At 67.3% G+C, this 25,953-nt stretch carries 31 protein-coding genes; 14 read left to right on the forward strand and 17 right to left on the reverse strand.

From position 1 onward, the window contains the following. Positions 1-76: 76 nt before the first annotated feature. Both ACFPQ5_RS22390 and ACFPQ5_RS22395 read right to left on the reverse strand, forming a co-directional pair. Positions 77-799, reverse strand: a complete 723-nt coding sequence (locus ACFPQ5_RS22390) for a M23 family metallopeptidase (protein WP_379760966.1) — start codon at positions 797-799, stop codon at positions 77-79. Positions 800-836: 37 nt separating this feature from the next. Then, positions 837-1,850, reverse strand: a complete 1,014-nt coding sequence (locus ACFPQ5_RS22395; protein ID WP_379760968.1) for a L,D-transpeptidase family protein — start codon at positions 1,848-1,850, stop codon at positions 837-839. 113 nt (positions 1,851-1,963) lie between these two features. Here ACFPQ5_RS22395 and ACFPQ5_RS22400 point away from each other — a divergent pair, with 113 nt between their 5' ends. Next, positions 1,964-2,263 (forward strand): 2Fe-2S iron-sulfur cluster-binding protein, encoded by a 300-nt coding sequence (locus ACFPQ5_RS22400; protein ID WP_379760970.1) that lies wholly within the window; start codon positions 1,964-1,966, stop codon positions 2,261-2,263. On the opposite strand, the gene ACFPQ5_RS22405 is transcribed toward ACFPQ5_RS22400, so the two are convergent. Continuing rightward, positions 2,232-3,167, reverse strand: coding sequence for an alpha/beta hydrolase family protein (locus ACFPQ5_RS22405; protein WP_379760972.1), 936 nt, complete (start codon positions 3,165-3,167; stop codon positions 2,232-2,234). The genes ACFPQ5_RS22400 and ACFPQ5_RS22405 overlap by 32 nt on opposite strands. Positions 3,168-3,298: 131 nt before the next feature. On the opposite strand from ACFPQ5_RS22405, the gene ACFPQ5_RS22410 reads away from it, so the two are divergent. Further along, positions 3,299-3,481, forward strand: coding sequence for a hypothetical protein (locus ACFPQ5_RS22410; RefSeq protein ID WP_379760974.1), 183 nt, complete (start codon positions 3,299-3,301; stop codon positions 3,479-3,481). Between the two features lie 105 nt (positions 3,482-3,586). Then, the gene (locus ACFPQ5_RS22415; RefSeq protein WP_379760976.1) at positions 3,587-3,763 is read left to right on the forward strand and encodes a hypothetical protein; all 177 of its coding nucleotides are present in this window, start codon (positions 3,587-3,589) and stop codon (positions 3,761-3,763) included. 58 nt (positions 3,764-3,821) lie between these two features. Here ACFPQ5_RS22415 and ACFPQ5_RS22420 read toward each other — a convergent pair whose 3' ends face one another. Beyond that, positions 3,822-4,010, reverse strand: coding sequence for a hypothetical protein (locus ACFPQ5_RS22420; RefSeq protein WP_379760978.1), 189 nt, complete (start codon positions 4,008-4,010; stop codon positions 3,822-3,824). Positions 4,011-4,182: 172 nt separating this feature from the next. Between ACFPQ5_RS22420 and ACFPQ5_RS22425 the strand changes: the two genes are divergently transcribed. Together ACFPQ5_RS22425 and ACFPQ5_RS22430 are read left to right on the forward strand one after the other, a co-directional pair. Beyond that, positions 4,183-4,317, forward strand: coding sequence for a hypothetical protein (locus ACFPQ5_RS22425; RefSeq protein ID WP_379760980.1), 135 nt, complete (start codon positions 4,183-4,185; stop codon positions 4,315-4,317). Positions 4,318-4,394: 77 nt separating this feature from the next. Continuing rightward, positions 4,395-4,766, forward strand: a complete 372-nt coding sequence (locus tag ACFPQ5_RS22430; RefSeq protein ID WP_379760982.1) for a hypothetical protein — start codon at positions 4,395-4,397, stop codon at positions 4,764-4,766. Between the two features lie 90 nt (positions 4,767-4,856). Here the strand turns inward: ACFPQ5_RS22430 and ACFPQ5_RS22435 are convergent, their stop codons facing one another. The 3 genes from ACFPQ5_RS22435 to ACFPQ5_RS22445 form a co-directional block, all read right to left on the reverse strand. After that, a complete protein-coding gene (locus tag ACFPQ5_RS22435; RefSeq protein WP_379760984.1) occupies positions 4,857-5,060 on the reverse strand; it encodes a hypothetical protein in 204 nt (67 codons plus the stop codon). A gap of 89 nt (positions 5,061-5,149) precedes the next feature. Next, on the reverse strand, positions 5,150-7,999 hold the full coding sequence (locus ACFPQ5_RS22440; RefSeq protein ID WP_379760987.1) for a bifunctional diguanylate cyclase/phosphodiesterase: 2,850 nt from the start codon (positions 7,997-7,999) through the stop codon (positions 5,150-5,152). Between the two features lie 121 nt (positions 8,000-8,120). Next, a complete protein-coding gene (locus ACFPQ5_RS22445) occupies positions 8,121-8,849 on the reverse strand; it encodes a fused MFS/spermidine synthase (RefSeq protein WP_379760989.1) in 729 nt (242 codons plus the stop codon). A gap of 147 nt (positions 8,850-8,996) precedes the next feature. Here ACFPQ5_RS22445 and ACFPQ5_RS22450 point away from each other — a divergent pair, with 147 nt between their 5' ends. The 4 genes from ACFPQ5_RS22450 (at position 8,997) to ACFPQ5_RS22465 (ending at position 12,198) form a co-directional block, all read left to right on the forward strand. After that, positions 8,997-9,272, forward strand: a complete 276-nt coding sequence (locus ACFPQ5_RS22450) for a hypothetical protein (protein ID WP_379760991.1) — start codon at positions 8,997-8,999, stop codon at positions 9,270-9,272. Beyond that, positions 9,266-10,456: a GGDEF domain-containing protein gene (locus ACFPQ5_RS22455; protein ID WP_379760993.1), complete on the forward strand. Its 1,191-nt coding sequence runs from the start codon at positions 9,266-9,268 to the stop codon at positions 10,454-10,456. Before ACFPQ5_RS22450 ends, ACFPQ5_RS22455 begins: the two co-directional genes overlap by 7 nt. A gap of 70 nt (positions 10,457-10,526) precedes the next feature. Next, the gene (locus ACFPQ5_RS22460; RefSeq protein WP_379760995.1) at positions 10,527-11,504 is read left to right on the forward strand and encodes a Ppx/GppA phosphatase family protein; all 978 of its coding nucleotides are present in this window, start codon (positions 10,527-10,529) and stop codon (positions 11,502-11,504) included. Positions 11,505-11,544: 40 nt separating this feature from the next. Beyond that, positions 11,545-12,198 carry a hypothetical protein gene (locus ACFPQ5_RS22465; RefSeq protein WP_379760997.1) on the forward strand — a complete coding sequence of 218 codons (654 nt, stop codon included), beginning with the start codon at positions 11,545-11,547 and terminating at the stop codon, positions 12,196-12,198. A 149-nt stretch (positions 12,199-12,347) separates the two neighbouring features. Here ACFPQ5_RS22465 and ACFPQ5_RS22470 read toward each other — a convergent pair whose 3' ends face one another. From ACFPQ5_RS22470 to ACFPQ5_RS22495, 6 genes are all read right to left on the reverse strand, one after another. Continuing rightward, the gene (locus ACFPQ5_RS22470; RefSeq protein ID WP_056339789.1) at positions 12,348-12,635 is read right to left on the reverse strand and encodes a hypothetical protein; all 288 of its coding nucleotides are present in this window, start codon (positions 12,633-12,635) and stop codon (positions 12,348-12,350) included. 207 nt (positions 12,636-12,842) lie between these two features. Beyond that, positions 12,843-13,487, reverse strand: coding sequence for an ABC transporter ATP-binding protein (locus ACFPQ5_RS22475; RefSeq protein ID WP_379760999.1), 645 nt, complete (start codon positions 13,485-13,487; stop codon positions 12,843-12,845). An 11-nt stretch (positions 13,488-13,498) separates the two neighbouring features. Beyond that, positions 13,499-14,284 (reverse strand): phosphonate ABC transporter, permease protein PhnE, encoded by a 786-nt coding sequence (gene phnE / locus ACFPQ5_RS22480; RefSeq protein ID WP_379761001.1) that lies wholly within the window; start codon positions 14,282-14,284, stop codon positions 13,499-13,501. Then, positions 14,281-15,108, reverse strand: coding sequence for a PhnE/PtxC family ABC transporter permease (locus tag ACFPQ5_RS22485; RefSeq protein WP_379761003.1), 828 nt, complete (start codon positions 15,106-15,108; stop codon positions 14,281-14,283). Before ACFPQ5_RS22485 ends, phnE begins: the two co-directional genes overlap by 4 nt. Further along, a complete protein-coding gene (locus ACFPQ5_RS22490; RefSeq protein ID WP_379761005.1) occupies positions 15,109-15,921 on the reverse strand; it encodes a phosphonate ABC transporter ATP-binding protein in 813 nt (270 codons plus the stop codon). Between the two features lie 16 nt (positions 15,922-15,937). After that, the gene (locus ACFPQ5_RS22495; protein WP_379761007.1) at positions 15,938-16,810 is read right to left on the reverse strand and encodes a putative selenate ABC transporter substrate-binding protein; all 873 of its coding nucleotides are present in this window, start codon (positions 16,808-16,810) and stop codon (positions 15,938-15,940) included. A 161-nt stretch (positions 16,811-16,971) separates the two neighbouring features. On the opposite strand from ACFPQ5_RS22495, the gene egtD reads away from it, so the two are divergent. From egtD to ACFPQ5_RS22515, 4 genes are all read left to right on the forward strand, one after another. Next, positions 16,972-17,958 (forward strand): L-histidine N(alpha)-methyltransferase, encoded by a 987-nt coding sequence (gene egtD, locus ACFPQ5_RS22500; RefSeq protein WP_379761009.1) that lies wholly within the window; start codon positions 16,972-16,974, stop codon positions 17,956-17,958. A 20-nt stretch (positions 17,959-17,978) separates the two neighbouring features. Further along, positions 17,979-19,187 carry an ergothioneine biosynthesis protein EgtB gene (gene egtB / locus ACFPQ5_RS22505; protein ID WP_379761398.1) on the forward strand — a complete coding sequence of 403 codons (1,209 nt, stop codon included), beginning with the start codon at positions 17,979-17,981 and terminating at the stop codon, positions 19,185-19,187. Continuing rightward, entirely contained in the window at positions 19,184-20,140 is a 957-nt protein-coding gene (locus tag ACFPQ5_RS22510) for a YihY/virulence factor BrkB family protein (protein WP_379761011.1), read from the forward strand. The genes egtB and ACFPQ5_RS22510 overlap by 4 nt, the downstream gene beginning before the upstream one ends. A gap of 108 nt (positions 20,141-20,248) precedes the next feature. Further along, on the forward strand, positions 20,249-20,419 hold the full coding sequence (locus tag ACFPQ5_RS22515; protein WP_379761013.1) for a hypothetical protein: 171 nt from the start codon (positions 20,249-20,251) through the stop codon (positions 20,417-20,419). 4 nt (positions 20,420-20,423) lie between these two features. On the opposite strand, the gene ACFPQ5_RS22520 is transcribed toward ACFPQ5_RS22515, so the two are convergent. The 3 genes from ACFPQ5_RS22520 to senB form a co-directional block, all read right to left on the reverse strand. Further along, entirely contained in the window at positions 20,424-21,575 is a 1,152-nt protein-coding gene (locus tag ACFPQ5_RS22520) for a GGDEF domain-containing protein (protein ID WP_379761015.1), read from the reverse strand. A 168-nt stretch (positions 21,576-21,743) separates the two neighbouring features. Then, positions 21,744-22,811, reverse strand: coding sequence for a selenide, water dikinase SelD (gene selD, locus ACFPQ5_RS22525; protein WP_379761017.1), 1,068 nt, complete (start codon positions 22,809-22,811; stop codon positions 21,744-21,746). A gap of 22 nt (positions 22,812-22,833) precedes the next feature. Beyond that, the gene (gene senB / locus ACFPQ5_RS22530) at positions 22,834-23,811 is read right to left on the reverse strand and encodes a selenoneine biosynthesis selenosugar synthase SenB (RefSeq protein ID WP_379761021.1); all 978 of its coding nucleotides are present in this window, start codon (positions 23,809-23,811) and stop codon (positions 22,834-22,836) included. Between the two features lie 192 nt (positions 23,812-24,003). Between senB and ACFPQ5_RS22535 the strand changes: the two genes are divergently transcribed. Next, entirely contained in the window at positions 24,004-24,270 is a 267-nt protein-coding gene (locus ACFPQ5_RS22535) for a hypothetical protein (RefSeq protein ID WP_379761023.1), read from the forward strand. A 55-nt stretch (positions 24,271-24,325) separates the two neighbouring features. Here the strand turns inward: ACFPQ5_RS22535 and ACFPQ5_RS22540 are convergent, their stop codons facing one another. Further along, positions 24,326-25,870 carry a DEAD/DEAH box helicase gene (locus ACFPQ5_RS22540; protein WP_379761025.1) on the reverse strand — a complete coding sequence of 515 codons (1,545 nt, stop codon included), beginning with the start codon at positions 25,868-25,870 and terminating at the stop codon, positions 24,326-24,328. Positions 25,871-25,953 lie beyond the last annotated feature (83 nt).

Genomic DNA, 25,953 nt, shown 5'->3' on the forward strand with positions numbered 1-25,953 from the left:
GGCATGGAATGCCCACCCTACCAGAGGCGCCGCGGTATTTGTAGGGTGGGCATTCCATGCCCACGCGGATGCAGCGTCAATCCCCCAACAAGGGATACGGATTGACCGGCGTTCCCTTCCACCACTGCTTCTCGGGCGTGAGCGCGACCACCGCGAAATGCAGGTGCGGCGCGCTCGGGTCCGCGTTGCCGGTGGCGCCCACATAGCCGAGCAGGTCGCCGCGCTTGACCTGCATGCCTTCCTTGATGCCGTCGGCGTACTTGTCGAGGTGCGCGTAATAATACGCGTGCTCTTCCTGCGGATCGAACTGGTAGAGCGTGATCCCGCCCGGCTTGCTGTTGAAGAGCTTGACGATCTTGCCGTCGCCCGCCGCACGCACCGGCGCGCCGGTCGGGGCCATGATGTCGAGCGCCTCGTGGTGGCGCTCCTGGCCGCGCGGCTGGTCGAAGGTGTCGGTCAGCCTGGCGTAGGGCACGCCTTCGACCGGCACCAGCAGCTTGGCCGGCATGCTGCCGCCGGCGGTCAAGGCCGGCGTGCCGGAGGTGGCCGTCGCCGTCGTCGTTTGCGGCGCGGGACGGATCGGCAGGTCCGCATCCGAGAGGTCGGTCTGCACCAGGCGGTCGCTCGCCGTACCCGTGGGCGCGGACGCGGCGGAGGCCGGCGCAGTGGCCGATGGCGCCGGCAAGGCCCCGCCATCGGTGATGATCGGATTCGGCGCGTCAGCGAACTGGCGCAAGCCGACGAACAAGCCGCCGGCGCCGACCAGCACGCCGAGCAAAAAAGTGACCAGCCATCTCATGGGTGCAAACCTCCTCTAGGTAATGACTCCTGCGTGATTACTCCTGCAAAACAACCTGGGTGCCGGCCGCCACCACCGCCGCCACTTCGGCGGCGCTCCAGTTGGTCAGGCGGATGCAGCCGTGCGATTCGGTCTTGCCGATGAACTTCGGCACCGGCGTGCCGTGGATGCCGTAGTGCGGCTTCGACAAGTCGATCCAGACCACGCCGACCGGATTGTTCGGGCCTGGCGCGACCTTCGCCTTCTTGTCGCCCGGTTCGGCATCCCAGAACAGTTTCGGGTTGTAGTGGTAGGTCGGGTTCGGGTGCACGCCCTCGATCTTCCACTCGCCGATCGGCAGCGGATCGTACTGGCTGCCGGTCGAGGCCGGATACTGGGCGATCAGGCGGTCGGCGCCGTCGAACAGCATCAGCACCTTGCGGCTGTCGCTGACGACGACCTTCGAGGCGGCAGGCAAGGTCGGGCCGCCGTGCACGCTCGGCACCACGATCTGCTCGCCCGCTTTGGCCAGGTTCTTGCCGGGATTCAGGCGCACGATCAGGTCCGGACTGGCGTGGAATTTTTCGCCGAGCCCCTCGGCCGGGCTGGCGTAGCCGAGCTTGGGCAGCTTGGCCTTGTCCATCATGTCTTCGGGAATCGGCTGGAAGGGGCCGGCCACGTCCTCATTGGTCAGCACGTAGGCGGTGAGAGTCGGCGTCGTATCCGTGTTCAGCGCATTCCAGGTGGCGTCGTCGAGCTTGCCGCTCGCTTCCAGGTTGCGCGATTTCTGGAAGGAGGCCAGGGCCTGGCGCATGTTGGAACCGTAGGCGCCGTCGATCTCGCCCGGCGAGAAGTGCAGGCGGTCGAGCAGGACCTGGGCGCGCAGCAGGCGCTCGAATTCGGCCCGTTCGGCAGCGGCTGGATCGCTTACGCCAGGTTGGGCGGCTTGCTGTGGCGCTGCTTGAGGCGCCGGCTGCGGCATTTGCTGGCCGGCGGTGGCGGTGGCGGGAAGGGCGCCGGCGAGGACGGCGGCCATGGTCGAGACGAGAAGCGGAGCAGCGATGTTTTTCATATGGCACCTGCAATACTTACTAAAGGAAACCTCAGCGTAGAGGGGTGCCACTCAGCGGTCTGTGCGCGAACGAACCCAGGCTCAGGCCGGTCTGCGGCGTTACAATCGCGGCCATGAGCACCGCCGCCGACACCCATTCCATCACGCTCCTGCCCCTCGGCGCCACTGTTGCGGCAGGCGGGGCGACCGTACTGCAGGCCTGCGAGGCGGCCGGCATCGATCTTCCGAATTCCTGCCGCAACGGCACCTGCCGCACCTGCCTGTGCCACCTGCAAGCGGGCAGCGTGCGCTACCTCGTCGAATGGCCGGGCCTGTCGATCGAGGAGAAGCGCGAGAATTACCTGTTGCCCTGCGTCGCCGTGCCTACCAGCGACCTCGTCGTCAGCGCGCCGCTGGCGAAGCGGCGGGTTTGAGTTCAGCGACGTTCTTCCGCTCGGTCCGCGCCAGCGCGCGTTCGATCGCCGCGAACACCAGCGGCCAGGACGGCGAGCTGGCCGCGACTTCGTCGTAGTGGCTGGCGCCCGGCAGGATCACGACTTCGGCGCTGTCACCGGCCGCGCGTGCGCGCGCCGCGTAATCGTGGGCCACGCGCGGCGGCGAGATCGTGTCCAGCTCGCCCGTGACGAGGATGGTGTGGCTGCCGTTCGGGATCAGCTCGGCGGCATTGGTGTCGGCATACACGTCGGGCCGGGTGCTGCTGGGCAGGCCGGCCAGCTCGGGCGTGTCGCGGCCGCAGCTGGACTTGATCAGCTCGCGCTCGCGGCGCAGGTCGGCCAAGCCGCCCAGGCTGACCACGGCGCGCACGGGCAGCATGGCTTCGCGGAAAAGCGGACTGGTCGCGGGAATGCGCGAGCGTCCGGCGATCCACTGCACCAGCTGGCCGCCGGCCGAATGGCCGACCGCCACCACCCGCGTCAGGTCGAGCGGGCGGCTGCGGCCCTGCGCGGCCAGGGTGTCGAGCGCGGCATGCATGTCCTCGTACATGCCGGGATAGCCGCCGCCGGCTTCGTCCACGCGGCGGTATTCGACGTTCCACACGGCGATGCCGCGCGCCACCAGGGCGCCGGCCATGTTGCGCAGCTGGGCGATGCCGCCGAACTTCTCGGTCCAGCAGCCGCCGTGCACCAGCACGGCGACCGGGAAGGGTCCACTGCCCTTGGGCAGGAACAGCTCGGCATACTGCGATGGAGCAGGGCCGTAGGACAGGCGGGCGGAAGGGGCGGGGCCGGTCAGGGCCATGTAGTCGTCGAGTTTCATCGGGGCAGCCGACACGAGGGCCGGGAAGAGGGCGGTGAGGAAAAGGAACCGGATGTTCATAGCTCGCTTAAGTTGGCAAAACATGAACTATACGCATCTTTTAGCGCTGCGCACGATTGAAAACCTCCGCCGTTCTTCCATGCTAGTCTGCGCAAAACGTCAATGTTTTCAACCACCACGGGAGGCATTCCATGAGCAACGAATCGAAAGCGAAGGACACCGGCAGCAAGCAATCCGACCGCATGTCGGAAGAAGAGATGGCGAAACAGCGCGCGGGCAAGGCCGACAAGAGCAGCCACGACCACATGTCGCGCGAAAAGGCCGGCAGCCATGAAGGCGCCGGCGGCGGCGCCAAGCAGAAGCAGAACCACTGAGAAACAAACACGGCCGGCATTGCCGGCTGATTCCTCGCTTCGGCGGCGCGGTCCTCCCGGCCGCGCCGCCGCGAGCCTGACTATTTCCAAGGAGACTGGACGCTGATGGACACCATCGATCCGCACGACGGCGGCCGGGGCGCGCTGCAGGCCCATTCGACGCCCGATCCCGAACCCGCACCGACGCCACCCACGATTCCGGTTCCCGACGACGTGCCCGATCCGGCGCACGCGCCTGTCGAGGAGCCCGTGATTCCCGAGCCGCCGATTCGCGCGCGCTGAACGAACATGCAAAGTAAAAGCGCCACCCGAGGGTGGCGCTTCGTTTTGGGCAATCCGTTCAGCTTTTCTGCTGCTGGTCGTTACTGCTTTTCAGCGGCGGAATTTCCTTGATCATCTCTTCGGTTTCCTTTTCCGCCGGCGTCTTCTCGCCGCTGCCGATGTCGTCCTCGTGCAGGATGGCGCCGCCCTTGGCGGCCGGGTCTTGTGGTGGTCGTGCTTGCGGCATGGTGCGTCCTCCCTGGTTCATGTTGTAGCTATCCTAACAGTCGCCGCATGCTACCGGCGCGCAGTACGACACTGTGGCGATCTTGCCTAATCACACACAAAGTTACAATTATGTTCGGTGCCGAACGTTCCCAAAGTGTGAGTTTTTTTATAATATCGACTCATGAATTTGGATCGAATCGACGGAGACTCAGATGGGCAATTCGCTGCATAACAAGATTTACCTGGGCCGGAGTACCGGTTTCGCATCGCGCCGTTTCCAGGGTGTACTGGCCGTGGGCGCTATCCTCGCCGCAGGGCTGCTGTGGATTGCATTGCGCGCGCACTGACCGGATCACCGCTCTTTGAGTTGCCGCTGCCTTCCGTGGCGGTTACCATGACGGCCCAATCCACCTTTTGAGCCGTAATGAAGAACGAAAAACTGACGACCGACGAATACAACGCCCTCGGATTCATCCGTGGCGGCGCGCGCAACGACCGCGTGAACGCCTGCGTCGGACGCAATGCCAAGCGCCTGGCCGGCCTGAAGATGATTGCCTACACGCGCGACGGCCGGCTCGAGATGACGGAAAAGGGCCAGCAGGTGCTGTTCCTGCGCGCCTGCATCGAGGCGCTGACGAGTCTGTCGCAGGACCCGGCGGCGGAGGTGGCGGGTGACGTCGCGCAGTTCCTGATCCGCAAGTCGCACATCGCGCCACGCGCGGAAGGCGGCTTCGAGGTCACGCCGCGCGGACTGGAATCGCTGGCCGATATCCAGGCGCAGGAACCGAAGAAGTAATACAAGACGTAAACAGACAATCCCCTGCGGGGCAGGGGATTGTTGCATTGCCCCTACGCAGGCAGGGGATCGGTCACTACACCGCTACGCTCAATAACGGCGGCGGCGGTGCGGATATACCAGCGTACGCACGGCAATTTCGGCCGGCACGTTCATCGCCGCCAGGAACTCGGCTGCGCGCTGCAGCCCGAGCGTCGGGATCGAGGCTACCGCCTGGTTGACCAGATCGCGGGTGCGCAGGTCGGTCCTGACCACGCGCGCATTCGCCGACGGGCGTGCCTGTACTTCTTCCATGTTCATCGTGTTCCCGCACATTGCAATAGAGACATTCCTATTGTAGAGCAACGATGTGCAAATTGCCACAATCTTGTAGGAATACTCCTTCAAGCCGCTGAGACGGCTTCTTCCGGCGCGATGATTTCATGGGGCGCCAGGCCGCGGCCCTCGACCAGCAGCTGCTCGAATTCGTTCGCCGGCAGCGGCCGGCTGAAGTAGTAGCCCTGCATTTCGTCGCAGCCGTGGCGGCGCAGGTAATCCAGCTGCTCGCCCGTTTCCACGCCTTCCGCGATCACCGCCAGCTTCAGGTTGTGGGCCAGCGCGATGATCGAGGTGACGATCGCCTCGTCGTTGGCGTCGCGCGTGATGTCGGCCACGAAGGAGCGGTCGATCTTCAGCACGTCGATCGGGAAGCGCGACAGGTAGGACAGGCTCGAGTAGCCGGTGCCGAAGTCGTCGATCGAGAGGTTCACGCCCAGCGCCTTGATACGGTGCAGCAGCTCCACGGCCGGCGTGATGTCGCTCATGAACAGGCTTTCGGTAAGCTCGATTTCCAGGTATTTCGGTTCCAGCCCGGTATCCTGCAGCACGGCGGCGAGGTTCTCGATCAGGTCGGCCGCGCCGAACTGGCGCGCCGACAAGTTCACGGCCACGCGCAGCTTGTCGAAGCCGGCGTCCTGCCAGGCCTTGTTCTGGGCGCAGGCGGTGCGCAGCACCCAGGCGCCGATCGACACGATCATCCCGGTTTCCTCGGCAATGCCGATGAAGCGGCTCGGCGGCACCATGCCCAGTTCCGGATGCTGCCAGCGGATCAGCGCTTCCATGCCGCAGACCTTGCCGGTCTTCATGTCGAGCTGGGGCTGGTAGTACAGCACGAACTCGTTGCGTTCGACGGCGTTGCGCAGCGCGCTTTCGATGCGCACCCGTTCCAGCGATTCCTCGTTCATGGCCGGCGTATAGAACTGGAAGTTGTTGCGGCCCAGCTTCTTGGCGCGGTACATGGCGATGTCGGCATGCTCGATCAGGGTATCGGCCGCCGTGCTCTCGCTCGGGTAGACCGACACGCCGATACTGCAGGTGACGAAGAATTCCTTGGTGCCGAGCATGACCGGCTGGGCCACCGCGTTCATCACGCGCTGCACGATGTCGGGCGTCAGTTGCTGGTCGCCGGTTTCCGAGACGATGACGACGAATTCGTCGCCCGACAGGCGCGCCACGGTATCGGCGTCGCGCAGCGAGGAGCGCAGGCGCGCGGCCACCGTCATCAGGAGCACGTCGCCGGCCTTGTGGCCCATGCTGTCGTTGACGAATTTAAACCGGTCGAGGTCGATCAGCATGACCCACATCGGGCTGCCGCTGCGCGTGGAATAGGCCACGGCCTGGCCGAGGCGGTCCTGCAGCAGCGAGCGGTTCGGCAGGCCGGTCAGGGCATCGTGCTGGGCCACGTGGTGCACGCGCTGCTCGGTGAGTTTGCGCTCGGTGATGTCGCTGCCGGTGCCGCGGTAGCCGGCGAACTGGCCGAGCTCGTCGAACATGGGCTGGCCGTTGACCAGGAACCAGCGGGTCTGGCCGTTGTCGTCCTGCAGCTGGTATTCGAAATCGTTGAAGGGCTGGAAGTCGCGCACCTGGGCGATGTGGGTGCGGCCGCGTTCGCTGTCGCCGAGCGTCGGGATGAATTCCCAGCGCGTCTTGCCGAGCAGGTGCTCGACCAGGATGCCGGCCTTCTCGCTGAAGCCCCCGGTGACCATGGTGAAGCGGAACTGGTTGTCCTGCTCCCAGTACCAGTCGGAAGACATCGACACCAGCTGGCGGAAACGCTGCTCGCTTTGCTGCAAGGCCTTTTCGGTGCGTTCGCGCGCCACCATGTCGTCGACCAGGCGGCGGTTGGTGCGCTTCAGGTCGGCCGTGCGCTTCCTCACCAGCTGCTGCACGCGGCGGGCTCTGGCGCCCGAGGCTTGCACCCAGGCCGTCGTCATCAGCGTCAGGAGAATGCCGCCGGCCAGCATCGCCAGCGAGGCCAGGTGGTCGGCCGCGTAGGGGCGCGGCTTGGTGCCGACTTCGACCAGCCAGGGACGCCCGGCCACGTCCAGCGTGCGGGCCAGGTAGGCTTCGTGTTCCGGCGCGATCCAGCTGCCCAGCAGCTCGCGCTGGGGACGGGCGCCGGTGGCGCTGGTGGTGAAGACCAGGTCGGCCGGGTCGGAGCGGGCGCCGGCGTAGACGGACATCACGATCTGGCTGTCGTCGAGCAGGCCGGCGCCGGCCAGGGCCATGCTGACCAGTTCCTGGGCACGCACGACGACGGCGGTATCGCCCGTCAGCTTGCCCCGGCTGTCGTAGACCGGCAGGATGACCTGGAAGCTCGGCTGCGGGCTCGGGTCCTGCACCAGGCGGAACAGCGGGGTGGCGGCGGCGCGGCGTTCGGCATGGGCGCGCGCCAGCGCGGCGTTGATCTGGGGCCGGGTGCCGGAATCGAAGCCGAAGGCGGCCTCGTTGCCCCCCATGGGCACCAGGTAGTCGACGATGCTATAGCTGGGGCGGCGCGCGGCCGGCACCTGCTTGCCGTCGCGCTCCTCGTGGATGACGGCGCCGGGAACGATGCGCCCCAGCTCGGCCTCGACCGCGGCGCGTTCGGCGTCGCTCACGATGCGGTGGTAATTGAAAGCCTTGATGAAGGGATGGCGCAGCAGCAGCGGCGTGGTGAAGTCCTCGAACTGGGCACGCGTGACGGGAGCGCCGAGGGCAAACAGCTGGTTGGTGACCGTCACCACCTCGACCGCGTCGTGCAGGCCCTGGCGCACCGTGGCCACGCGCTGGTCGGCGCGCTGGCTGAAGGACAAGGCCAGGTTGTCGTACTCGAGGTGGCTCACGCCCACGAACAGCGCGCTGGACGCGGCCAGGCCGGCCCCCAGCGTGAGGGCCGCCGCGCGGGTGAGAGAAAACGGCAGGCGACGCAACATGTCTGTTCCCAAGGAAAATATTTGCCCGAAAGCACCAAAGCAGCCAAGTGTGTCATTTTCGGCCGGTTTCCGCAAACAAATCCTCGCGAGGGAGCCTACTAAGCGGCCTCTGTCGCCGCGATCAGACAGGGCGCCATGCCAGCCAGGCAACGAGCGCGCGCGCCAGCAGCCGGTTCAGGAAGCCGAAGCGCAGCCCGCCCCGGCGTGCGAAGCCTTCCTGCCGGCGCGCGGCGAGCCCGGTATCGCCGGCGCCGGCGCGCACGGCGAACAGCAGGTGGTTGTTGCCGGCGATGCCGGGAAAATCGCAGACCCGCCCCCGGAACGCGGACCCGATCCGTTCGACCATGGCGTCGTGGCAGGGGTCGTAGCTGAGCAGGTTCGCCGCCAGCACGCCGCCCGCGCGCAGCGCACGCCGGCAATCGGCGTAGAAGGCGGCGCTGCCGAGTGCGGCCGGCATGCCGGCGGCATCGAAGCCGTCGACCAGGATCACGTCGCAGCTGGCGGGCGCCTCGCGCAGGTAGTCGGCGGCGTCCGCGTGGACGATGCGCAGCCGGGCGTCGTCGGGTGGCACGCAGAAGGCTTCGCGCAGGGCGATCACCTCGGCGCTGATCTCGAGCACGGTGATGCGGGTATGCGGAAAATGGCGGTAGCAGAACTTGGCCAGCGAGCCGCCGCCCAGGCCGGCCATCACGATGTGGCGCGGCGCCGGCACGAACAGGGCGAAGCACATCATGGCGCGGGCGTAGTCGAGCACCAGGGCGTCGGGCTGCGAGAGCAGCATCTCGCTCTGGATGTCGCCGGGCTGGAATTCGAGCGTGCGCCGGTCGCCGTGGGTGCGTACACGGGGCACGGAAGATGGCGTCGAATCGCTGGGGTCGGAACGCGGCGGCATGGCGCCAGTATAGAAGAGAATGCGGGGCGGATTGAGCCCGCCTGGTGTCTTGTTCGCAGGCATGAAACTCTGCTAAGCTGGCCTTTGCAGCCACACGGAGTTCCCATGTTTCTCGATCATCCCACCATCAGTGCCACCAACGGCGACGTCGAGCCGGACCGCATCGAGCGGCTGGAGCGCGTCTACGGCTATGCGATGGCCCTGGCCGACAGCGCCGGCAACGCGCGTTTCGTCGAGAAGCTGACCCAGCTGCACGACCACAAGGGCACGCTGATCGTGTTCTGGAACGAGGTGCCCGACGCGCTCGAGCGCGGCTATTTCGCGCGCGCCTGGGCCAGCAAGGTCGGCGACGGCACCGAGAACGTGGAGCACGAATGCTGAGCGGCGCGATGCTGACCATGGACTCGACCACGATGGTGCTGGTCCTCGCGCTGGGCAACCTGGCCTTGTGCAGCCTGCTGTTCTTCTTCGACTACGGCGCAGTACGCACGCCCAGTCTCGCCAGCTGGGGCCTGTCGAAACAGGTGCAGGCGGCCAGCTGGATCCTGCTGGCGCTGGGCGGCGCGCGCGTCGTGCCCGAGCCGCTGGCGCTGCCGGGCGGCTGGGCCCTGCTGATCGTCGGCGTCGCGCTCGAATCCGCGGCGCTGTGGGAAAACGCGCAGCGGCGCCGCGTGCAGCGCGCCATGGTACCGCTCGCGCTGGCGGCCGTGTCGATCTTCCTGGTCTCGTACTGGATCGATCCGCTCGGCCTGCGCACCCTGGCCGCGGCCCTGATCCTGGGCGCTTTCTACCTGCTCGGCGCGGCGGCGCTGGCGCGCGGCTGGCGCAATGCCTCGATGCTGCAGCGCGCGCTGGCGGTGACGACGGCGCTGCTGGCGCTGCTGGTGGCTGCGCGCGGCATCCTGGTGCTGGTCATGCCCGACGGCTGGCGCTGGCTCTCGCACGACCTGCTGCGCCAGCTTTCGACCATCGCCTTTTATCTGCTGATGCTGGCGAACGGCTTCGGCTGCCTGCTGCTGGCGCGCGAACGCCTGCAGGTCGACGTGGCGCGCCTGGAAACGCTCGACCTGGTCACCGAAGCGCCGAACCGGCGCGGCTTCTACAACGCGCTCGCGCCCTGGATGGCGCTGGCGCGGCGTCCCGGTTCGCCGACCGCGCTGATCGTGCTCGACCTCGACAGCTTCAAGCGCGTCAACGACGGCTACGGCCATCCGGTGGGCGACGTGGTGCTGCGCCACGTGGCCGACCTCTGCAAGCGCCAGCTGCGCGACAGCGACCTGCTGGGCCGCCTGTCGGGCGGCGAATTCGCGCTGCTGCTGCCGCGCACCGGCGGCGAGGAGGCCATGCTGGTGGCCGAGCGCATGCGCGCGGCGATCGAGGCGACGCCGGTGAAAACCGAACGCGCGATGATCTCGATGACGGCCAGCTTCGGCGTCACCACGATCCGCCCCGACGACAGCAACGTCATCCTGTTCGGCCGCGCCGGCGCCGCCATGCGCGCGGCCAAGGACGCCGGGCGCAACCGGATCCATCTCGCTCCGCGCGAGACCGTGCCGGAAGCCTAGCGTTCGCGTCCCGTCATCGGGGCGTCACATTGGTTTGCCATACTGCGGCATCTTCCAGCCAGGGCGAACCGTGCCTTCCTCACACCGCGCTCCCCTTTACGCCGCCGTCGAACTCGGCTCCGACAGCTTCCGCCTGCACGTGGGCAGGTGGGAGGAGGGCGTCCTGGCGCTCGCCGCGACGCTCAACGAACCGATCCGCCTCGGCGCCGCCATCGGCCCGGACGGCGCTCTCGACGCCGGCACCGTGCGCCGCGCGCTCGACTGCCTGCGCCAGTTCCGGCTGGCCCTGGCCATGTGGGAGGTGCGCGCGGTGCGCGTCGTCGCCAGCGCCGCGCTGCGCGTGGCTTGCAACGCGCCGGCCTTCCTGCCCGCGGCCGAAGCCGCGATCGGGCATCCGGTCGAGGTGCTCGGCGGCGAGGAGGAAGGGCGCCTGGTCTACCTGGGCGTGGCCGCCGCGCTCGGCAAGGACGCCGGCGAGCGCCGCCTGGTGTTGGACGTCGGCAGCGGCTCGACCGAGATCGCGGTCGGGCGCGGCGACAGCGTCGAACTGGTGCAGTCCTACGGCGTGGGTGCGCTGCGCCAGGGCCTGGCTTTTTTCCGCGACGGGATTTCGGCGGCCGCCTTCGAGGCCGCGCTGGCCTCCTCGCGCAGCCGCTTCGCCGACGCCGGCGCATTTGCCAACGGCATGGCCGGCGCCCCCGGATGGCGCCGCGCCTACGGCGCCTCGGGCACGGTACGCGCCCTGTTCGAGCTGGCCGGCGCCGATGCGGCGGCCGGACGCGGCGCCGGCATGGCCGGGCTGCTGGCGCTGCGCCATGCCCTGGTCGAAGAGGGCGGCTTCATGCGCATCGCGGCCCTGTCGAACCAGCCGGCGCGCGTGGCGCAGATGGCGGGCGGCCTCGCACTGCTGCTGGCGCTGGTCGAGGAGTTGCGCATCGAGACCCTGGTGCCGGTCGGCGCCGGGTTGCGCGCCGGAGTGATCCGCGAGCTGCAATGGCGTGCGGAAGGCTGCGCACGGGAGACACCCCTCTTTCCGGAATGCGCCTGATCGACTATATTGTTTACCTTGTTAAGTAGTGGAATACCCAATGAGCAGAAAACCGGTTCCCGCGACGGGAGCGGCCACGGCCGCATCGACGCGGGCGAAAGCCGCCGCGGCCGCAGTCAAGACAGCACCCGCACGCGCCAGGGCGGCCGCCACGACAGGCGGCGCCGCATCTCCCACCACATCCTCGTCCGCCAGAAAGACCGCCGTGAAGGCCGCCGTGCGTGCGCCTGCGAAGAGCGCAGTGAAGGCGGCGGCGAAGCCTGCCGTCAAGGCCGCGGCGAAAGCGCCGGCTAAGAAAGCCGTCAAGGCCACGCCGAAAGCCGCCGCTAAAGTGTCAGCCAAGGCGCCTGCCAAAACACCTGCAACGGCCGTCAAGAATGCGGCCAAGGCGCTGGTCAAGGCGGCGAAGGATGCGCCGGGCGGCGGCCGCGCCCGCGCCACGCAAGCCGCACCCGTGCCGGCGGACAGCGCGCGCCCGCAGCTGGTGCGCGACAGTTTCACGATGCCGGAAGGGGAGTATGCCGTACTGGCGAACGTGAAGCAGGCCTGCCTGAAGGCCGGCTTCGAGATCAAGAAGAGCGAACTGCTGCGCATCGGCGTGGCCCTGGTCGGCCGCCTCGATGTGGCGACCTTGCGCCAGGTGCAGGATAGCCTGCCGCAGCTGAAGACGGGACGGCCGCCGGGGAAGCCGTAGGGCGGGCATGCCCGCGCGTGACGCCGGCATCGTGTTGGCGGGGTCTTTCCTCAAACGAAACCAACATAACGCAAAGTTCACGCGCGGGGCGTAGCGGGGAATTCGGGCAGCCTGCGGCGCGCCCTGCCCGACAGGGCAGGGCATGCCTACTAATGCAGCGCCGCCGAGGTCAGCTCCTTCAGTTCGCGGATCGGGATATTCGATTTCTCGTGCATGCGCAGCAGGATGGTCGCGCCCACGTTCAGCTTGCGGTGCCGGATCTTGCTGATGATCGGCGGCTGCACCTCCAATACACGGCATAGCTCCGCATCATTCTTGAGGTGCATCTTTTCGATCAGCGTGTCGAGCAGCTTGTTCGGCACGAAACTCGACGGCTCGAGAGCGCGGGCGCGATGCATCGCGGCCAGCATTTCCTGTTTTTTTTGGCGTACGTTCATGTACTCCTCCAATGCATTTGTTTGAGGTACAGGACCGTTTTGGAAGCGCCCGAGGTTGTGTTTAGCTAGCTTGGCTGATGCGTACGGGTCGTTGTGATATTACTACGCTGGCGCGACAGGGGCCGCACTATTCGTTGCGAACAGTGTCTAACGTGCTTGTTTCCGTGCGGAACTTGCAGCTAATTGTTGCTAAAATGCAGTAAATTTTCAGGCTGCCCTGAGGCCTTCACGCGTCAGCAGCAGCACCTCGTCGGCCATCTCGGCCGCGGCGTGCGAGTGGGTGACCATGATCGCGCCGGCCCCGTTCGCCCTGATCTCGGCGCGCAGCAGGCGCAGGATGCCGCCGGCCGTTTCCGGGTCCAGGTTCCCGGTCGGTTCGTCCGCCAGCAGCAGGGCAGGCTTGTGCACGAGGGCGCGTGCGATCGCCACGCGCTGCAATTCGCCACCCGACAATTGGCGCGGAAAATCGGTGCCACGTCCACCCAGGCCGACGGCGTCCAGCATGGCTTCCGCACGCGCGGTGCCGTCGCGGTTCAGCAGCAAAGGCAGGGCTACGTTCTGCTGCAGGCTCAGGTGCGGCAGCACGTGGAAGGCCTGGAAAATAAAACCCATGCGCGTGCGGCGCAGGCGCGTGGCCGCGTCGTCGTCCAGCGCCGCCATCGGCGTGCCGTCGACGATCACCTGTCCGCTGTCGGGCGCGTCGAGCCCAGCGATCAGGTTCAGCAGCGTCGACTTGCCCACGCCCGACTCGCCCATGATGGCGACGAAGCGGCCGGCCTCGAAGGTGTGCGACAGGTTCGAGAGGACCGTGCGTCCGCCGTAGGTCTTGGTGAGCTGGGCCAATTCGAGCATCGTCTCGTCTTTTACCTTGTAAGGGCGCGCCGCAGCGCGTAACTGATCGCATCGACCAGGGCCACCAGCAACAGCATCGCCAGCACCACGGTCGCCGCGCTCTGCATCTGGAACAGAGACAGGTGGTACTTCAGCATCTGCCCCAGGCCGCCGGCGCCGACCACGCCCAGCACGGCCGCGGCGCGGATGTTGTTCTCCCAGCGGTACAGGGTGTACGACAGCATCTGCGGCAGGGTCTGCGGCAGGGTGGCGTAGAAGAAGGCGGCGAGGGCCGGCGCGCCGTTGATGCGCAGCGCCGCTTCCGGCGCCGGCTCGGCGTTTTCCAGCGCGTCGGCGAACAGGCGCCCGAGCACGCCCGCCGTGTGCGCGGCCAGCGCCAGTGTGCCGGCAAAGGGCCCGAGGCCGGCGGCGACCAGCAGCAGCGCCGCCCAGACCAGTTCCGGAATCGAACGCAATACGTTGAGCACGACGCGCACCAGCGCGCGCGCCGCGCCGCCCCAGCGGCCGCTGGCCGGCAGCGCCAGCACCAGGCCGGCGATCACGGCGAGCAGGGTGCCGAGCGCCGACATCGACAGGGTCTCGAGCGCCGCGTTCAGGGTCTTCATCAGAAACGGCGCAGCCGTTTCGGGCGGGGTAAAACCGCCCAGGAATTCCAGCGTGGTGCCGGCCGCTTCCGGCGTGAAGAAGGCGGCCAGGTCAAGGCGCAGCGTGGCGAAGCTGGCGACGACCAGCCCTAGCAACAGCACCAGCAGCACCGGCGTGGTCCATGAGCGTCGCGGCGGCAGCGGCTGATTCATCCGAGCCTCCGGCGCAGCAGGGTGGACACGAGATCCGCGGCCGCGACCAGCAGCACGAACATCAGCAGCATGGTCGCGACTTCGCCGCCCGCCATCATCTTGGTCGATTCGTCCATCCGCTGTCCGAGCCCGCCGGCGCCGACAAAACCCATGATCGCCGAGCCGCGGATCGCGCATTCCCAGCGGTAGATCGTGTACGAGACCAGTTCGGCCGCCGCATCCGGCAGGGCGCCGTAGAGCAGGGCCGGCAGGCGCGCCGCGCCGTTGGCCAGCAGGGCGTCGGTGGCGTGGGCGTCGCTCGATTCGAGGATCTCGGCGTAAACCTTGGCCAGCATGCCGGCATAGGTGAGGGCGATCGCCAGCACCCCGGCCGTGGGGCCGAGGCCGACCACGCGCACGAACAATAAAGCCCAGACCAGTTCCGGCACGCTGCGCAGCAGCACCAGCACCCAGCGCACGCACTGGCGCAGCAGGGCCGCCGGCCAGCGCACGCGGCCCGTGCCCAGGCGCGAGATCGACAGCCGCTCGCTCACCAGGAGGGTCGCCGGAATCGCGCCCAGCAGGGCCAGCGCCAGGCCGGCGGTGGCGATCGCCACCGTGATCCAGGTCTCGCGCAGCACCATCGCCAGGAACTCGAGCCCGTGCGCCGGATGCAGGAAGTCGGACAGGAAGCCGGCCGCGGCGGCCAGGCTTTGCGGATCGAAGAGGAGCCAGGGCTTGAATTCAGAGTAGACCAGCGCCGGCCACAGCACCAGCAGGGCGAGGCCGCAGGCCAGCAGGCGCCCGCGCCAGGCCGGATCGGGGTGCAAGGGAAGGGCCGCCATTCAGAAACAGGCGCCGACGGCGATGCGTTCGGGCGTCTCGTGAGGCGGGTGCGGATACGCTTCGATGCGTTCGTTTTCGTAGAGGGCGGCGATCATGGCGTCGGTGACCTGTTCGCGCGGCAGGTCGAACACGATGCGGCCGTCGCGCAAACCGACGATGCGCGCGAAGTGGACGCGCGCCATGTCCACCTGGTGCAGGCTGCAAACGAGGGTCGCCTTGCGCGCGGCCGCTTCTTCCTGCAGGGTCGCGAGCGTGATGCGGGCCAGCGCCGGGTCGAGCGCGGAGATCGGCTCGTCGACCAGGAAGGCCTCGGCGTTCGACAACAGCAGGCGCGCCAGGCTGCAGCGCTGGCGTTCGCCGCCGGACAGGCGGTCGACCCGCGCATACAGCTTGTCGCCCAGACCGAAGCGGCGCAGGGCCTCGAAGGCGGCGTCGGGCTCGACCGGCTTGAACAGCGAACGCAGCGCGCGTCCCAGGCTCCAGCCCGGCAGGCGCGCGGCCAGCACGGCGGTCACGACGCGCTGGCGCGGCGGCAGCGGCGGCGTCTGCGGCGCCAGGAACAGGCGCGCGCGCAGGCGGTGACGCACCGCCTGCGGCAGGGCCCACGGATCGAGGCCGAACACGGATAGCGCGCCTTCGGCCGGCTGGTGCGCGCAGGCGAGCGTCGACAGCAGCGTGGTCTTGCCCGCGCCCGACGGACCGATCAGCGCCAGCTGCTCGCCCTGCTGCACGTCCAGGTCGAGCGCGTGCAGCGCCGCCGCCTGGCTCCCGGCCAGGTGACGCACGGTCAGTTTGTCGAGCTTGAAACTCATGACGCTGGTGCCGGTCTTACTTCAGCAGGCCGGCATTCTTCGCCGCCGCTTCGATGGCCTTGTAGTTCTCGGCCTTGGTCGGAATGAATTTCGTCGCACGCTGCAGCTCGAGGATTTCCTTGCCTTGCGGGGTCGATGCGTCCAGCGCCAGGAAGGCGTCGCGGATCTTCTTCTGCAATGCCGGCGCCATGTTGGCGTGCACCGACCAGTTGTAGTCGTAGTAGCCCGGCGTGGTGTAGAACACGCGCACGGTCTTCGGGTCGACCTTGTTGGCTTCGACCAGCTTTTCCCAGACCGAGATGTTCAGGGCGCCGGCATCGACCTTGCCGCCGGCCACCGCCGCCACCGTCGCGTCGTGCGCGCCCGAGAAGGCGACGCGCTTGAGGTCGGTGTCCGGATTGATTTTCGCGCCCAGCAGGAAGGAGCGCGGCATCAGGTGGCCCGAGGTCGAGGATTCGGAACCGAAGGACAGGGTCTTGCCGCGCAGGTCTTCGAGCTTGTTGATGCCGGGCTGGGTCGTGATGAACACCGAGCGGAATTTTTCGTCCTCGGCGCGCTGCACCAGCGGCACGATCTGGCCCTTGCTGCGCACATTGGCCTGCACGAAGGTGAAGCCGCCGAACCAGACCATGTCGAGCTTGTGGTTGATCAGGCCTTCGACCGAGGCGGCGTAGTCGGTCACCGGGGTGAACTCGACCTTCAGGCCGGTCGCCTTGGACAGGTAGTCGCCCAGCGGCTTGAACTTGCGCTGCAGTTCGGTCGGCGCTTCGTCGGGGATGGCCGAGACGCGCAGCACGCCCGGGGTATTCTGGGCGGAGGCGGGGGCGGCCAGCAGGACGGTGGCGGCGCAGGCGGCGAGCAGGGACTTCAGGACGGTCGATGGAAACATGGAGAGCTTTCTTCTTGTAAAGGACAACGGCAGGACGGCGAGCACGCCAGAGCGGCTGGCAAACGCGGAGGATTTCAGACTTCCGCTATGATAGCAAAAACAGCAACATCTTCCCTAGCAGGGGCGCATCCGGCACCCCGGCGGCACGAATGATAAACCTTATGCTGACGTCCTGCACAACCGAGAAGCCCGCGCCGGCCGCGATTGCGGCCACCCCAGGCGCTGCCAGTGCCCACGTGCCGGCCGAGCTGTACGACGGCCTGGGCGCGCGCCACGCGACCATTTCGCCGAAGTTCCTCTACGATGCCCTCGGCTCCAAGCTGTTCGAAGCCATCTGCGAGCTGCCCGAGTACTACCCGACCCGCACCGAAGCCGGCATCTTCGCCCGCTACGGCCGCGAGATCGCGCGCGCCTGCGGGCTCGGCACGACCATGATCGACCTCGGCGCCGGCAATTGCGCCAAGGCGGCAAAGTTGTTCCCGCTGCTGCGCCCGGCCCAGTATGTGGCGGTCGACATCTCGACCGAGTTCGTCAGCGATGCCCTGGCGCGCCTGCGCCTGCGCTTCCCGCACATCGACATGCAGGCCCTGGGACTCGATTTTTCCAGCGGGCTGGAACTGCCCGATAACGTACGCGCCGAGCGCCGTCTGTTCTTCTATCCGGGTTCTTCGCTCGGCAACTTCACGCCGCCCGAGGCGCGCGTGTTCCTGACCCGGCTGCGCAAGGGCTGCGGACCGGACGGCGGCCTGCTGATCGGCATCGACCTGGCCAAGGACAAGGCCATCCTCGATGCCGCCTACGACGACGCCCTCGGCGTCACGGCCGCCTTCAACCTGAACGTGCTGCGCCACGTAAACCAGCTGCTGGGCAGCGACTTCGACATCCGCCAGTGGCGCCACGTCGGCTTCTACAACGAGGCGGCCGGCCGGGTCGAGATGCACCTCGAGGCGAAGCAGGCCCAGCGCGTATGCTGGCCGGGCGGCGGGCGCGATTTCGCAGAAGGCGAGCGCATCCATACCGAAAACAGCTACAAGTACCGCCAGGCCGACGCCATCGTGCTGCTCGAACAGTCCGGCTTCGAGGCGACCCGGGTGTGGACCGATCCACGCTGTCCGTTCGCCGTCATCCACGCCCAGGCCATCGCCTGACGTATTACTCAATGACCGTTATGCTGCGCGACGATTTCCAGGCCGTACGCCAACGCTCCCTGCACCTGGCCGCGCCGCTCTCGAACGAGGATTGCTGCGCCCAGTCGATGCCGGACGCCAGCCCGATCAAATGGCACCTGGCGCACACGACCTGGTTCTTCGAGACCTTCATCCTCGAAGCGCGCGAGCGGGACTTCCGGCCTTTTCACAGCGCCTTCCGGGTGCTGTTCAATTCCTACTACAACGGCGTCGGCGCCAAGCATCCGCGTGCGCAGCGCGGCCTGCTCACACGTCCCTCGCTGGATGAAGTCAAGGCATACCGGGCCGACGTCGACGCGCGCATGCTGCGCCTGCTGGAAGCGGAGGGCGGCGACGCCGCGCTGGCCGCCCTGGTCACGCTCGGCCTGCAGCACGAACAGCAGCACCAGGAGCTGATGCTCACCGACGTCAAGCACCTGCTGGCGCAAAATCCGATCGCCCCCGGCTACGACGGCGAGGGCATGGCGCCGGACAGTCCGCCCGGGCCGCTCGCCTTCATCGACTTCGACGGCGGCCTGGTCGAAATCGGCTTCGACGGCCGCGGCTTTTGCTTCGACAACGAGCTGCCGCGCCACCGCAGCTACGTCGCGCCCTTCGCGCTGGCCTCGCGCCTGGTGACGAACGGCGAATATGCCGCCTTCATCGAAGCCGGCGGCTACCGCGATCCGGCCCTGTGGCTGGCCGAGGGCTGGGACCGGGTGGCGTCAGGCGAACTGGCGGCGCCCCTGTACTGGCGGCGCCAGGAAGATAATTCGTGGCGCGAGTTCACCCTGCACGGCGAAGTGCCGCTCGATCCCGCGCGTCCGGTCACGCATTTGTCGCTGTACGAGGCCGACGCCTATGCGCGCTGGTGCGGTGCGCGCCTGCCCACGGAAGCCGAATGGGAATTCGCCGCCCGCCTGGCCAGCATCGAGGCCGGCCGCCTGCATCCGGAAGCGGCCGCCGGCCAAGGCTTGACGCAGATGTTCGGCGCCTGCTGGCAATGGACCAGCAGCAGCTACGCGCCTTATCCCGGCTATGCGCCGGCGCCGGGTGCGATCGGCGAATACAACGGCAAGTTCATGGTCAACCAGTACGTGCTGCGCGGCTCGTCCTGTGCGACGCCGGGCGGACATGCGCGTGCCAGCTACCGCAATTTCTTCCCTGCTTACGCGCGCTGGCAATTTACTGGCATCAGGCTGGCGCGATGAAAGGGCTCGCGCCCTTGCGCCTGCGCCGCCTGCGCATCCGCCGTACGCGCATCCGCATCCTGAACCGGCGCGCCAACGCCTACATCTTCTCGCATCCGCTCGCCTTTACCCTCAGCGTCCTGAAGGGCTTTCGCGCCAACCAGGGCCTGCTGCTGGCCGGCGCGGTGGCCTATTACGCGCTGCTGTCCATCGTGCCTTTCCTGATGCTGGTGGTGGTGGCGCTGTCGCACTTCATCGACCAGGCCGAACTGCTGGTGACGCTGCGCCGCTACCTGGAACTGCTGGTGCCGGGCCAGTCGGCATCGATCGTGGCCGAGGTCGCGAACTTCCTCGACAACCGCGACCTGATCACCTGGGTGCTGGGCGTGACCATGCTGTTCTTCAGCTCCTTCGCCTTTACGGTGCTGGAAAACGCGATGAGCGTGATCTTCGTGCACCGGGTCGCGATCCGGCGCCGCCATTACCTGGTCTCGGCGGTGCTGCCTTACTGCTATATCCTGGCGCTGGGCGTGGGCGTGATGCTGGTCACGCTGGTGGCCAGCACCCTGCAGGTGATGGGCACGGAAAGCGTGTATTTATTCGGCGCCACCTGGTCGCTGGGCGGCGTCTCGGGCGCGCTGCTCTACCTGCTGGGGCTGCTGGGCGAGATCCTGGTGCTGACCTCGATCTATCTGGTGATGCCGGTCGGGCGCCTGTCGCTCTCGCATGCGCTGGTGGGCGGCGTGACGGCGGCGCTGCTGTGGGAAATCGCGCGCCACGTGCTGGTCTGGTATTTCTCGACCCTGTCGCAAGTGAACGTCGTCTACGGTTCGATGACGACGGCGATCGTCGTCATGTTCAGCCTCGAGATCGGCGCCACGCTGCTGCTGTTCGGCGCCCAGGTGATCGCCGAGTACGAACGTGTCGGGCGCGGCCGGCCCGAGTCCCATCCGCCGCTCAAGATGCGCGCCTGAAACGCGCCGTGGCGCTGTTTTGCGCCGCCTCAATTTCCCGTAAGTAAGCCAATGGCACAGTAGGCTCTTGCGCCGGCATAACGCTGGGCAATAGACGACGGAGCGGTCATGGATACAACGGGCGTTTTCCTGGGTTTGCCTTTGCCGGTCATGCTGGCATTCATCGCGCTGCTGGCTGGATTGATCCTGCTGGCGCGCCAGCTGCACAAGCTGCGCCAGCCCGTCGTGGTGCGGCGCGCCGCCCCCATCCAGCACAAGGGATCGTCCCGGTCCGACTAAGACCTCAAAGCACGACGCTGCGATTGCGTCCCGCCGACTTGGCCGCGTACAGGGCCCGGTCGGCGCGCTCGATCGCCTGGTCGATCGGCTCGCCTTCCTCGTAGCGCGCGAAACCGGCCGAGAACTGCACGCGCAGGTCGTGCAGGGCGGGGCTGGCCGGCAAGTCCGCCAGGCTTTCGCGCAGGCGCGCCACGCCCAGGGTCGGGTCGCCCGGGGCGCTTTCGGGCAGCAGCAGCAGGAATTCCTCGCCGCCCCAGCGCCCGATCATGTCGGTGGTGCGCAGCACGACCTGGGCCTGGGTGGCGAACGCGCGCAGCACGGCGTCGCCGGCCGCATGGCCGTAGGTGTCATTGATGTTCTTGAAGTGGTCGAGATCGATGATGCAGACGAAAAAGCGCGGCCCGCCGCGCGCGTGGCGCGTCGCGTGCTCCTGCAGCAGCGTCATCATGCGGCGCCGGTTCGGCAGGCCGGTCAGCTCGTCGCGCGCGGCCATTTCCTTGATGTGGGCCAGGGCCTGCTCCAGGGCGATCTTCTGCGTTTTCAGGCGCGTGCGCATCTCCGACAACTGGCCCGACAGCCTGGAAATGGCCAGCATGACGATGGCGGTCAGCGCGAAATTGAAGAGCTCCTGGCCCAGCGGATAGTGCAGGGGCTGTTTCTGCGAGCACCAGTACATCACGACGCCCATCAGGACCACCGTGTAGACGCTGGCGTGGCGCACCGCATTCGGGCGCAGGCTGAACATGCCGAACACCATCACCAGCGACAACATGATGACGGTCGCGCCATGCACCGGCCCGGTCACGGCATAGGCGCCGGCGATCAGGGTCTGGGCCAGGATGGTCTGCGGCATGGCCAGCGTGGGATCGGCGAAACGCTGGTTCAGGCCGCTGCGGATGACGCCATAGAAGCCGAGGATGAATATGAAGAACAGGCTGGTCAGGACGGCGACCTGGAGCACGTCGGCCACCCCGATGCTGGCCGCATAGACGAGCAGGATGACGACGGTGGCCGTGACCAGGGCAGCCAGGCCCAGCAGCTGCAGGGTGGGGCGTTGCCGGCTGTCGGTGCCGAGGAGGGCCTGGGCCAGGCGGGTGGTCCGCCCGGGCGAAGGAAGCGAGTCGAGCGCCGCTGGAGCGGCCTGTTGCGTAGGCATTGTCTCTGGAGATTTTGTTGGAACTGTCGAGGCCGGTCTGCGCCGGCAGCAGGCATTATACAACCGACAATTCTCAAAAAAACAAAGCTGCGCCTTGCATGCATAAAATAAAAATGTTGACACGGCAATATTTTCCTTGCCGTGGCATATGCATATCGCAGTGCGGAATCAGGCTTTGACCAGCACGCCCGGCATGCCCGCCGCCATGCGGCCGATCACCTTCGCTTCGCCGAAACCTGCGCGTGCGAACAGGGCCAGCACGGCATCGGCGGTTGCCGGGTCGCAGGAGACAAGCAGGCCGCCCGAGGTCTGCGGGTCGGTCAGCAGCGCCTGCTGGGCCGGCGTCACGTTCTCCGACAGCGTCACCTCATTGCCATACGCCTGCCAGTTGCGGCCGGAGGCCCCGGTGAAGTAGCCGTCGTGGGCCAGTTGCAGCACGCCGGGCAGCAGCGGGATGTCGGCCATCTCGAGTTCGGCCGAGAGTTTGGCGCCGCGCGCCAGTTCCAGCAGGTGGCCGAGCAGGCCGAAACCGGTGACGTCGGTCAGCGCATGCACGCCTTCCATCGCCGCCAGCGCCTGGCCCGGCTTGTTCAGCTTGGTCGTGTTGGCGATCATCGCGGCATAGCCGTCCGCGCCCAGCACGTCCTTTTTCAGTGCGGCCGAGAGCACGCCCACGCCCAGCGGCTTGCCGAGAATGAGGACGTCGCCGGCTTTGGCGTCGGCATTGCGCTTGACTTTATCCGGGTGCACCAGGCCCATGACCACCAGGCCATAGATCGGTTCGACCGAATCGATGGTGTGGCCGCCGGCGATCGGGATGCCGGCTTCGGCGCACATCGATTCGCCGCCGCGGATGATCTCGCCGATGGTCTCGAGCGGCAGCTTGTTGATCGGCATGCCGACCAGGGCCAGGGCCATGATCGGGGTGCCGCCCATCGCATACACGTCGGAAATGGCGTTGGTGGCGGCAATGCGGCCGAAGTCGAAGGGATCGTCGACGATCGGCATGAAGAAGTCGGTGGTGGCGATCAGGGCCTGCTCGTCGTTGAGCTTATAGACGGCGGCATCGTCGGCGGTCTCGATCCCGACCATCAGCTGGGGCGGCACCGGGAAGCCGCTCGACCTCTTGAGGATTTCGGCCAGCACGCCGGGCGCGATCTTGCATCCGCAGCCGCCGCCGTGCGAGAAGGAAGTCAGTTTGATGGTCTGCTCATTGACCTGCGTTTGGGCGTTCATGTTCGGTTCCATTATTGAGTTGTCAGGCTGTCCGGGGTGCGGGCAGCAGATTATCCACCAAGTCGGTAAGTAGCGCTCGTTCGGCCGCCGGCAGGAACAAGCCGGCGCGGGCGGCGCACTGGCGCCGCAGCAGCGCGTCGAAATCGGGGTCAAACACGCAGCGCTCGATCAGCGCCGCCAGCGCGCCGGCATCGCCCGCGTCGAAATAGCCGGCGTAGTCCGGTCCGAGCATGCCGACATTGCCGTCGATGCGCGAAGCCAGCACCGGCACGCCGCTGCTGACGGCCTCGATGATCACGTTGGCACCGCCTTCCATGCGGGAGGCAATGACCATCGCGTGGCAGCGTTTCAGGCGCTGGCGCGTGCGCGCGTGCGGCAGCGGCCCGAGCCAGCGGTAGCGCGATGTCGCGGCTGCGGTGTCGCGCGCGGCCTGTTCCAGGATCGGATCGAGTACGCCGCCGATGTGCAGCAGGCGCACGCCGGGCGTGGTAACCAGCGCGGCTGCCCGCATGAAGGTTTGCGGATCTTTTTCCTGGCGCAGGTGGCCGATCATGCAGATGTCCACGTAGCGCTTCGTCGCGGGCGGGGCGGGACTCAGGGGCGGCGCGGACTGGTAGATCACGCGCGCCTTGCTTCGTACTGGCGCCGGCAGGCGCGCCAGTCCCGCTTCCTGCAGCACGACCAGGGCGTCGGCCAGGTCGAGCGAGGCGCGCGCTTCGGGCACGCTGTCGATGTCGCGGTACAGGTCGGTGCCGGTCAGGACCAGCAGGGCGGGGCGCTCGGGGTAGGCCGCCTTGAAGCTGGCCAGCGCCTGCGCCGAGCGCCGCGCGTGCAGGGCGACCAGCAGGTCGGGCGCCGGGTCGTTCACGTTCCAGCCGCCCGCCACCGTCACCGCGTAGGGGCCGCGCAGGAAGCGCGCCCAGCGGCTGGCGGTCTGCCAGTTGCCGTTGTTGTCGGCTGCCGCCGCGGGGCTGGCGATGAGGATGCGGGGGCGATCCATGGTCGATGGGGAGCAGTTAAGGTGAACGGTTCGCGATTATACGGGGCGTCTTGTCTGCCCGCCCACTGGCTTCGAATCCGATCGTCGAACTGGGCATTGGCCGACACCAGCGTAGGACTGCGGCCATGTCGCAGCGGGGCATGCTTGGGGTTTAATGACGTCAGATCAACAGAAATGCAGCAGAGGCGCAGTATGAAAGCTCGATCCAACAGCACCAGTGAAATACGCCAGGCGTCCATTGCCCGCGCCTGCACCCGCTTGCTGGCCCTGAGCATCGCCTTCCTGCACTCGGTACTGCGCACCGACTGGCTGCGCCTGGTGTGCTCGCCGAGCATCGCAGCCGGCTTCCTGTTCGTCATCCCGGCAACCTGGCTGGCCGTTCGCGAGCATTGCTTTGGTATGAGGATGTTTGGTACCGAACGGCGCCGGCGGGTGCGCCTGCACCCGAACGCCGCCTGAAACCGGCGAAAAAAAAGGCTGCCGAAGCAGCCTTTCTCATTTACATGATCGACGATCAGTTGTCGCCGAAGGTACGGCGTGCATTGTCGAACGAGCGCGGGTGACCGCTGTTGCCGCGGTAGCCGCCATTGCCTTCGCGGCGCGGTGCGGCATCGCGGTTGTAGCCGCCTTCGCGCGGGGCTGCGTCACGGTTGTAGCCGCCGGTACGCGGTGCCGCGTCACGATTGTAGCCACCCTCGCGGTTGTAGCCGCCTTCACGGTTGAAACCGCCTTCGCGCGGGGCGCCCTCGCGCTGGCCGTACGGCTTGCTGAAGCTGCGCTGGCCCGGCTTGGCGGCGCTGCGGCCGTCGCCCGGTTTCCAGCCCGGACGGGCGCCGGTGCGTGCCGGCGCCGAACGCTTCGGCTCGAAACCTTCGACCACGTCGACCGGGATGGTCTGCTTGGTGAAGCGCTCGATGCGCTTGACGTTCATGCCTTCGGCGTGGTTCACCAGCGACACGGCGATGCCGTTGCGGCCGGCGCGGCCGGTACGGCCGATACGGTGCACGTAGTCTTCCGGGAACTTCGGCAGGTCGTAGTTCACCACGTGGGTGATGGTCGGCACGTCGATGCCGCGCGCGGCGACGTCGGTCGCCACCAGCACGCGCACCTGGCCGCGGCGCATGCTGTCCAGGGTGCGGTTGCGCGCGCCCTGGTGCATGTCGCCGTGCAGCGCGGCGGCTGCGAAGCCGGCGATGTTCAGGCGGTCGGCGATGGTGTCGGCATCACGCTTGGTGGCGGTGAAGACCACGGCCTGGTCCATCGACTCGTCGCGCAGCAGGTGGTCGAGCAGGCGGTTCTTGTGCGACAGGTCGTCGACGAAGTGCACTTTCTGCACGATGTTCTCGTGGCGCTTGGTGCCGCTGGCGATCTGGATGGTCAGCGGATCCTTGGTGATGCGGCGTGCCATGTTGCCGACGACGCCATCGAGCGTGGCCGAGAACAGCATGGTCTGGCGGGTTTCCGGGGTCGCGGCGACGATCTTCTCGATGTCCTCGATGAAGCCCATGTCCAGCATGCGGTCGGCTTCGTCCAGCACCAGGATTTCCAGTTGCGAGAAGTCGATCTTGCCCGACTCCATGTGGTCGATCAGGCGGCCCGGGGTCGCGACCAGGATTTCAGGATTCTTCGACAGCAGCTGCATCTGCTTCGGGTAAGGCATGCCGCCCAGGATCGAGACGGCGCGGATGCGGCGCATCGAGGTGGTGTATTGCTCGGTCGCGGTGGTGACCTGCAGGGCCAGCTCGCGGGTAGGGGTCAGCACCAGCATCTTCGGCTGGGCTGGCTTGAAACGGACGCGCTCGCCGCGCGAACGGGCCGACTGCGCTTCCTGCGCAGGGGTGCGGCTCATCGGCGCCGGCTCGATGTTGGCGAACTTGTTCAGCGACGGCAGCATGAAGGCCGCGGTCTTGCCCGAACCGGTTTGCGACGACACCAGCAGGTCGCGCCCGCCGATGGCGGCCGGGATAGCCTGTTCCTGGACTGCGGTCGGCTTCAGGTAGCCGGCTTCGGTGACTGCCTTGACGAGGGACGCGTGGAGACCTAGTGCTTCAAAACTCATTGTTAGCTTTTCTTTCGGTAGTGATCGGCGCTCGTCAGTATGAACGGGCGCAAAATAGCAACGCGAACCAACACAACGAAATG

The organism is Massilia suwonensis (genome assembly GCF_042655665.1).
In the GTDB taxonomy this organism is placed as follows: Bacteria; Pseudomonadota; Gammaproteobacteria; order Burkholderiales; family Burkholderiaceae_D; genus Telluria; species Telluria suwonensis.